Source organism: Streptomyces sp. F001 (assembly GCF_004187715.1).
Taxonomy (GTDB): Bacteria; Actinomycetota; Actinomycetes; order Streptomycetales; family Streptomycetaceae; genus Streptomyces; species Streptomyces flavusporus.
The window spans coordinates 1-7,225 of record NZ_QZWF01000080.1; the positions used below are offsets into that span (position 1 = coordinate 1).

The following is a 7,225-nucleotide window of genomic DNA, read 5'->3' on the forward strand; positions in this document are numbered from 1 at the left end:
GCCACACACGGCCCGCACCCACCGTGCGACAGGAACCACCCACGACGAGGCGGGGGCCTGGGGGGCGGCAGCCCCAGCGAGGCCGGCACCAACAGGCAGGGCGGGGTGTCACCCTGCACTCAGCCCCCGTTCCGCTTAATCTGCACCGCATGGCTGCGGCTCAGGGACGACTGTCGGACGACGCTGGCGGAACGGACGACCCGAAGGAGGAGGACCTGCATACGGGCGAGACGGCTCCGCTGCCCTTCCGGGCCGCCGTGGACGCACTGCGGTCCGCGCGGCTGCGGCCGCAGATCGAGGTCGAGCCGACCCGCGCGCCGCAGCGGCTGGCCCCTCACTCGTACGCACTGGAGGCCACCGTCGTCGACGGCGACCAGGACCTGGCCGACGGCCGGCTGGTGCTGCTGCACGACCCCGCCGGACATGACGCCTGGCGGGGTACCTTCCGGTTGGTGACGCTGGTGCGCGCGGAACTGGAGCCGGAGATGGCCGCCGACCCGCTGCTGCCGGAGGTGTGCTGGACCTGGCTGACGGGGGCGCTGCAGGCGCGCGGTCTGACGTACGGGGAGGCGAGCGGTACCGTCACGCGCGCGAGCTCCCATTACTTCGGCGGGCTGTCCGCGCGCCCGTCCGCCTCGCAGATCGAGATCCGTGCCTCGTGGACACCGCAGGAGGGCCTGGGCGGGGCGCCGGACACGGCGGCGCATCTGGCGTCCTGGTGCGATCTGCTCGCGCAGGTCGCGGGCCTGCCGCCGGCCGGTCCGGGTGACGCCTCGGTGGTGACGCTGCCCCAGCGGCGCGGCCCGCAGTCGCGCTGAGCGTCACCCGGCCGGGCCGCTTCAGGCCGATCTCTTTGTCGATACGACCACTTTCGGCCGTACCGCGACGCGAACCGAAGCTGTTCGATCTTCGAATGATCGACCGCGTGTCCGAATTGCCCAGATTGTTACTCACCGGATCGCGATCATTTTCTAAAGGCAGACCGGTTTGGTGCCGAAGACGTCTGTGACCTTGAAAGCACGGTTCGTCCCCCTTCACCCCCCACGAGCCGGCCCCGTCCCGCACCCCAGGAGGCCTGGTGTCCGTTCTCCTCGAGCAGCCCGCAAGCCTGGTCGCCTACCGCCCGAACAAGCCGACCGCCATGGTGGTCGTGGCCGACCCGCGCGTCCGCTCCACCGTCACCCGCCATCTGTGGGCGCTCGGTGTGCGCGATGTGATCGAGGCCTCGTCCATCGCAGAGGCTCGTCCCCGCATCGGCAACCCCCGCGACATCTGCGTCGCCGACGTCCATCTGCCCGACGGCTCCGGCCTCACGCTCCTGTCGGAGACCCGCGCCGCCGGCTGGCCCAACGGTCTCGCCCTGTCCGCCGCCGACGACATCGGCGCGGTGCGCAACGCCCTCGCGGGCGGTGTGAAGGGCTACGTCGTCACCGGCACCCGCACCAACGTCGGGCTCCCCACCCGACCGGGTGCCGCTCCCATCGGCGCGGCCGCCGCCCGTCTGCACCGCCGTCCCCCGGGTGCCCCGAGTCACCCGGGTGGCTACCGCGAGCTGTCCGGCCGCGAGGTGGAGGTGCTGCGGCTGGTCGCCGAAGGCCAGTCGAACAAGGCGATCGGCGTCTCGATGGGCCTGTCCGCCCTGACCGTCAAGAGCCACCTCGCCCGCATCGCCCGCAAGCTCGGCACGGGCGACCGCGCCGGGATGGTGGCGGTGGCCCTGCGCACCGGAATCATTCACTGAGCCGCATATTCACACATGCGAACGGGATCGGCCGCTGATCCCGTTCACCAACCCCACCCGTCGCGAACCGAACCTTTCACCGATCTGACTGCTTTCAGGACCCCCTGCGCCCGTCGACGGAACGTTCCGTCGACGGGCGCTGTCCATCAGCACGCCTCCGCTGCGAGCCGCCCGTGCTGCTCACAGCGCCTTCAGCGGGATCCTTCGAAATTCGATCACTTCGTACGCCGCCTCGATCCCTCTCTCGTACAGGACGCCCACCGTCTCGGCATCGAGCTGCACCAGGTCCGAATATGCCGCCTTCTTCGAGGACAGGGTCATTGCCTTGCCGAAGGAGCGCCCGCCGTCCGAACTGCTCCACACCGCCATCGCCGCACGGTCGGTCGGCATGGAAGGTGCCGAGAGAAGCAGCCTCCCCCGCTCCTCGGCCAGTTGCAGCACAGAGCTCTGCACCAGGGGCACATCATTCAGCGAACTCTGATCCTCATAGCCCCGGTCAAGAGTGGCACCACCATCGCTGGAGTAGGCGTCGAGGCGATTCCCCACGCTCGCCCCCTTCTGATTGCGAGCGTTGAAGTACAGCCGTCCGTCGGGCAGTTCTGCGGCGGTCGACTCGTTCGCGTTGTGCACGCCTTCGTAGGAGTCCTCGACGAAACCGAGTCGCCACGACCGGCCACCGTCGTCGCTGTAGATCGCGTGCGCCCCGAAGTACTTGGGTTCCTGCCCAGTGTCCGCGGGCCCCGGGGACGGCGGCGCGGAGTGATTGGCGGGCACGATCAGCCGTCCCGCGTGCTCGCCCCGCGTCAGGGCGACGGCATGTCCGGGTCCTGTCGCATACCACCGCCAGTCGGGCCGCTTCACCGTCGACGTGATCTCCTTCAGCGCGGAGAACGACCGCCCGTCGTCCCTGCTCGTCTGTACGAACACCCGTCGGCCCTGTTCGTGCACGACCTCGCCGCGCAGGACCTGCGCCTCGGTGACATCACCACTGTTGTACGAAGTGACGAGCACGATGTTCCCCGTCCGGAGATCCACGACGGGCGCCGGGTTGCCCCGCGTATCACCGTGGCCGGCCGCGACGACTTGCAACGGGCCCCAGGTGCAGCCGCCGTCGCGCGACCGTCTGAGCACGACGTCGATGTCACCCGCGTCCTGCTTGCCGTCGGTCCGCCCTTCGGCGAAGGCGAGCAGGGTCCCGGGGCGGGTCTGGACGACAGCGGGTATTCGGTAGGTGGCATAGCCTCCCTTGCCGGAGGCGTACGGCACGGACGACACGCATCTTCGCTCGGGTTCGGCATCCGCGCTGTCGGCCTCGTCGGCCCCGGGGCGGGCGACGACCACTAAGGCGGCGACGGAGACTGTGATGGCAGCGAGAACGGCCAGGCGGCGGTCAAGGAACTTGCGGATCAAGGCTCCCCCAGGGGTCGCGGAAGATCGTCAGAGGTCGGCAGACGACGACTCTCGTGAACCTAAGACGTCATCTCATTTGGTGAGTCGGCGGTAGCAGATGAGGGTGAACTGCCACGTTGCGTGGCAGCTACCCGGCAACGCCCAGGTAGTCGGCCATTTCGCGCATCTCCGTCGTGAGGGTGCGCTTGCGCTTGCCCAGGATCTCCTGCATGGTCTCGGCGGCCCCGTTCTGGTGCCTCAGCCACTGCGGGGCGGCTTCCCTGGCACGGGTCAACTCGTCCATGGCGGCGGACAAGTCGCCGGTCCGGGTGTGGGCGCGCGCCACATCGAGGGTGAAGCGGTTCCCGTCGTTGCTGCTGGGCCTGCCCAAGCGCTTCCACGCCTTGGGCGACAACTCCTCCTGCTCGCCTGCCTTGCGCACCACCGCGCGGGCGTCGCCGATGACCAGGGAATCTTCGAGTGCCTTGACCGCGACGGTGACCGGCCCGAAGACGGACCAGTGCCGGGAGACGTTGCGATGCGCCGTCCCGACAGCGGTTGCCGCGGCCCGGGCGGCTTGACGATACTCCTTCGCCTCGTCGGGACGGTTGTTCCTCGCGGCTGCGGCGGCGGCTTCCATCGCCAGGCCGCCCCACACCGCGTAGTGGTCCGGCTCGGCCCCAGTGATCTTCGGCTCCACCGCGTCCATGCTCTGGGCGGCGACCTGTTCCGCCTCGTCCAACCTTCCCTGCCTCACCAGCAGCCAGCACATGCAGCCGACACCGGAGCCCGCCGCAAGCATGTCTCCGGCCTGACGGGCGTCCATGATGGCGCTGCGCACAGCGGCATACGCGATGTCGTACTGCCGTACCTGGGCCTGGGTGAGGTAGGTGCCGGCCAGACGCAGCGCCTCGGCGCGGGCCAGCAGGGCCTGCCGGTGCTCGTCCCCGCTGTCGTAGTAGGCAACGGCCCTCGCGGCATCACGCAGCAGGCCCGGCAGTTGAGCCGCGACGCTCTTGTAACTGTCGGAGAAGTACAGCACCCGTGCGTCTTGCAACGTCCGCCGGAAGATGCGCAGGTTCGGTTCCTCGGCCACGGCTTCGGCGTCCTGGTCCACGAGCCCGACGGCTGGGGTGAGGGCGGCGCGGAGCTGGATCAGGTTGACCCGGTTCGGCTCCTCGGCCTGCCCGACGGGCTCCGGTGCATCCGAGGCCATCAGCGCGGCCGTGGTCACCCCCAGCGCGCGGGCAAGCGTGTGCAAGGTCTCCATGCGGATCGTGCCGCCCTGCTCGGCCTTGCGCACAGTGCCCGGCGATACGCCTACGGCGTGGGCGAGTTCCTCCTGGCTCATCCCCGCGCGACGCCGGTACTTGCGGACGTTGTCAGCCAGCTCCGTGGTCATCAACTCACCACCTCCCACTCCACGGTCCGCCCGGCCGACACACCAACCGGGGCGATCCGGCAGACACCCGCCCACAGGGGTGCCCCACCACGTGGCGGGTCGGGACTCCGGCAGGATCGGGGCCTGAGGGGGAGGGGGTCCCGCGTCGGTCGGGCAGCTTTGCCGGGTCTTCGAAGTTGAGCGGTGCAGCCCTCCGCGGTGTTGGCGGACCCGGGGGTGTCCCCGCAGTGATGTGACACTTCGGCGCAGAGTGTCACGTTCGCCGGCCACACCCGCCCCGCCCCGGGCGCTCGAGCGCACCGCTCAACCTCGAAGACCCGCTTTGCCGTGCCAGGGTTCGCCGGGGGCCGCCGAGGCTCACCCCGTGACGCGTGCGCTTGGCCTTGGCGGCCCCCGGGGGTTCCTGGTACGCCTCTGGTGACCGGGCGGCGAGGGACCCCCTCCTGCGACCTCGACCCCACACCACGACGAAGCCGCACCCGTCCACTCGCCCTCCATCACCTCGGAGACATCTCAGGGGGCTAGGAAGTCAAGTTGGCTCCTCGGTGGTCGGCTTGTAGGCCAGGAAACTGGCGAACTTCCAGTTCAGTTCCTCGTCGGGCTCCTGCACCAGCTGAGCGGTGATGGTGAATTCGGCCTGGTTCAGCAGCTCAGCGAGCTGGTGTGGGGGCAGCCGATACGACGCGTAGGACACGGGGTGGCCGCCATAGCCGTGTGTCGGACGGCGGTGCTCACCGGTGCCTACGTGGCCGGCGAGGAGGAGATGTCCGCCGGGTGCCAGGGTGCGGTGGAACTCGGCGAACACGACCGGCAGCAACTCCGGAGGGGTGTGGTGGGTGGAGTAGTACGCCAGGATGCCACCGAGCGTGTCGTCCTCGATCTCCAGCGCGGTCATGGAGCCCACGGAGAAGCGCAGGTCCGGATAGGTGCTTCGGGCTAGTTCGATCATCTTTGGGGACACATCGATGCCGAATGCAGAAACGCCGAGTCCGGCCATGTGCGCCGTCACTCTTCCGGGTCCGCAGCCCAGGTCCGCGACCGGTCCTCGGTCGGATGCCTGCACCAGCTCGGCGAAGGCGGTCAGCATCGAGCGAGACAGGGGGTCCAGCTCAGACGGGGCCTTGACGAGGGCGGCGTAGTCGTCGGCCACGGTGTCGTATGACTCCCGGACCGCGGCAAGGTAGGAAGGCTCAGTCACGCGGTGAATCTAGACGGGTGCACTGACAGCGCCTGTGACCGATGGCCGGCTCACGCAGGTGCTTGAGGGAGTGGGGCGAAGGCGCGTTGTTCGTCGAAGTGCTGCCGGGTCTGAAGGCAGTGGTGGAGCTGGCCGAGGAAGCGGTTGAGCAGGTGGCGCTGGGCGGCGTTGTGCCAGTCTCCGTGCTCGCGTCGGCGCCGGTAGGGGGCGTTGGCTCCGAGGGAGGCCTGGAGGGCTGAGAAGACCCAGAGGAAACCGGCGTTCATGAGCCGGTTGTTCTTGACGAAGCGGCGGCCGACGTAGCGTTTCTTGCCGGAAGCACGGGTGATCGGGGCGGACCCCGCGTAGGACTTCAGCGCTCTGGCGTTGGAGAAGCGGTTGCGGTCGTCGCCGATCTCGGCGAGGACGCGTGCCCCGAGCAGGGGCCCGAGGCCGGGGAAGCTGAGCAGGATCTCCCTGTCGGCGTGCTGGCGGAAGGCCTCGGTGACGGCTGCGCGAGGTCGTCCGCGGCCTGGCAGGCGGCATCCAGCTGCTTGAGAAGGGCAAGGAGCTGGTGGCCGAAGGCGTCCTCGACAGCTGGGAGCTGGCGGGCGTACTCGGAGCGGAAGATGCCCCGCAGACGCTCGGTTTCGCCGTCGAAGGAACGAGTGCGGCCACTGCGCTTGAGAGCGGCTCGCAGCTGGGCGAGGGTCAGTTTCGCGGCCCTGGCTGGAGTCGGGGCCAGAGTGAGGATGACGCGGGCGTCGGAGCGGGTCAGGCCGTCCTCCTTGCCCTGGAAGGCGTGCAGGGCGGCCGGGTAGTACTCGCGCAGCAGTGAACAGACCTGGTTGGCGACCTGCTGTCGGTGCCAGACGGCGTCCTGCTGGGCGCGGGCCAGGACGGTGATGGCCTGGGCGAGTTCGGAGTCGGCGGGCAACGGCCGGTAGGCGTGCATGTCGGTGCGCAGGATGTTGGCCAGGACCAGAGCATCGCCGGGGTCGGACTTCTTGCGGCTGACGCTGTGCCGGTCGCGATAGCGGGCGGCAGCGAGCGGGTTGATCGCGAAGACCTTGCGGCTGCCGGTGCGCAGGGCCGCCACCAGCAGGCCGTGGTTGGTCTCGATGGACACCGGTATGGGATCGTCGGGGCTGTCGCCGTGTTCGGCCAGGAGGTCCAGCAGCTTGCTGTAGTCGGCCGCGTCGTCACTGATTCGGCCTTTGGCGAGCAGAGTGCCGGTGTCGTCGACGAGAGCGACGTCGTGGTGGCGCTCCGCCCAGTCGATGCCGCAGAACACAGTCAAGCTGTCCCCGGCGGCGGGTGGCCTGCCGGAAGCGGGAGTTGCAGAGTGCAGCCTGCGCGCTCCATGCGCACCAGCGGAGCGTCCCCGCCGCCCGAGAACTCCAGCCCCACCGCGGTTGCCTTCGGGACGACTGTGCCGGCCTCGGTGCGGGCAAGATCCGTGTCGATCGCACGCCATCGGCCACTGATCCGGGTCCGCACGGGGCGCAGATACTCC

Annotated in this window: 6 protein-coding genes and 1 pseudogene; 2 read left to right on the forward strand and 5 right to left on the reverse strand. The window is 69.5% G+C overall.

The genetic code is table 11. The annotated features are described in order from the left end of the window. The first annotated feature begins 149 nt into the window (after window positions 1–149). Window positions 150–818, forward strand: coding sequence for a DUF3000 domain-containing protein (locus StrepF001_RS43605; RefSeq protein ID WP_129803614.1), 669 nt, complete (start codon window positions 150–152; stop codon window positions 816–818). A 260-nt stretch (window positions 819–1,078) separates the two neighbouring features. Continuing rightward, complete coding sequence (locus StrepF001_RS43610; RefSeq protein WP_003993737.1) at window positions 1,079–1,741, forward strand: response regulator transcription factor; 663 nt, start codon at window positions 1,079–1,081, stop codon at window positions 1,739–1,741. A 180-nt stretch (window positions 1,742–1,921) separates the two neighbouring features. Here the strand turns inward: StrepF001_RS43610 and StrepF001_RS43615 are convergent, their stop codons facing one another. The 5 genes and pseudogenes from StrepF001_RS43615 to StrepF001_RS46805 form a co-directional block, all read right to left on the reverse strand. Beyond that, complete coding sequence (locus StrepF001_RS43615) at window positions 1,922–3,082, reverse strand: sialidase family protein (RefSeq protein WP_240797987.1); 1,161 nt, start codon at window positions 3,080–3,082, stop codon at window positions 1,922–1,924. Between the two features lie 196 nt (window positions 3,083–3,278). Then, window positions 3,279–4,532, reverse strand: a complete 1,254-nt coding sequence (locus StrepF001_RS43620) for a helix-turn-helix transcriptional regulator (protein WP_129803615.1) — start codon at window positions 4,530–4,532, stop codon at window positions 3,279–3,281. 529 nt (window positions 4,533–5,061) lie between these two features. Next, window positions 5,062–5,730 carry a class I SAM-dependent methyltransferase gene (locus tag StrepF001_RS43630; RefSeq protein ID WP_129803616.1) on the reverse strand — a complete coding sequence of 223 codons (669 nt, stop codon included), beginning with the start codon at window positions 5,728–5,730 and terminating at the stop codon, window positions 5,062–5,064. Window positions 5,731–5,780: 50 nt separating this feature from the next. Beyond that, window positions 5,781–7,060, reverse strand: a pseudogene (locus StrepF001_RS43635) (IS110 family transposase). Then, on the reverse strand, window positions 7,006–7,225 hold a 220-nt coding region (locus tag StrepF001_RS46805; RefSeq protein WP_206307159.1), incomplete at its 5' end, for a hypothetical protein. The pseudogene StrepF001_RS43635 and the gene StrepF001_RS46805, both read right to left, overlap by 55 nt.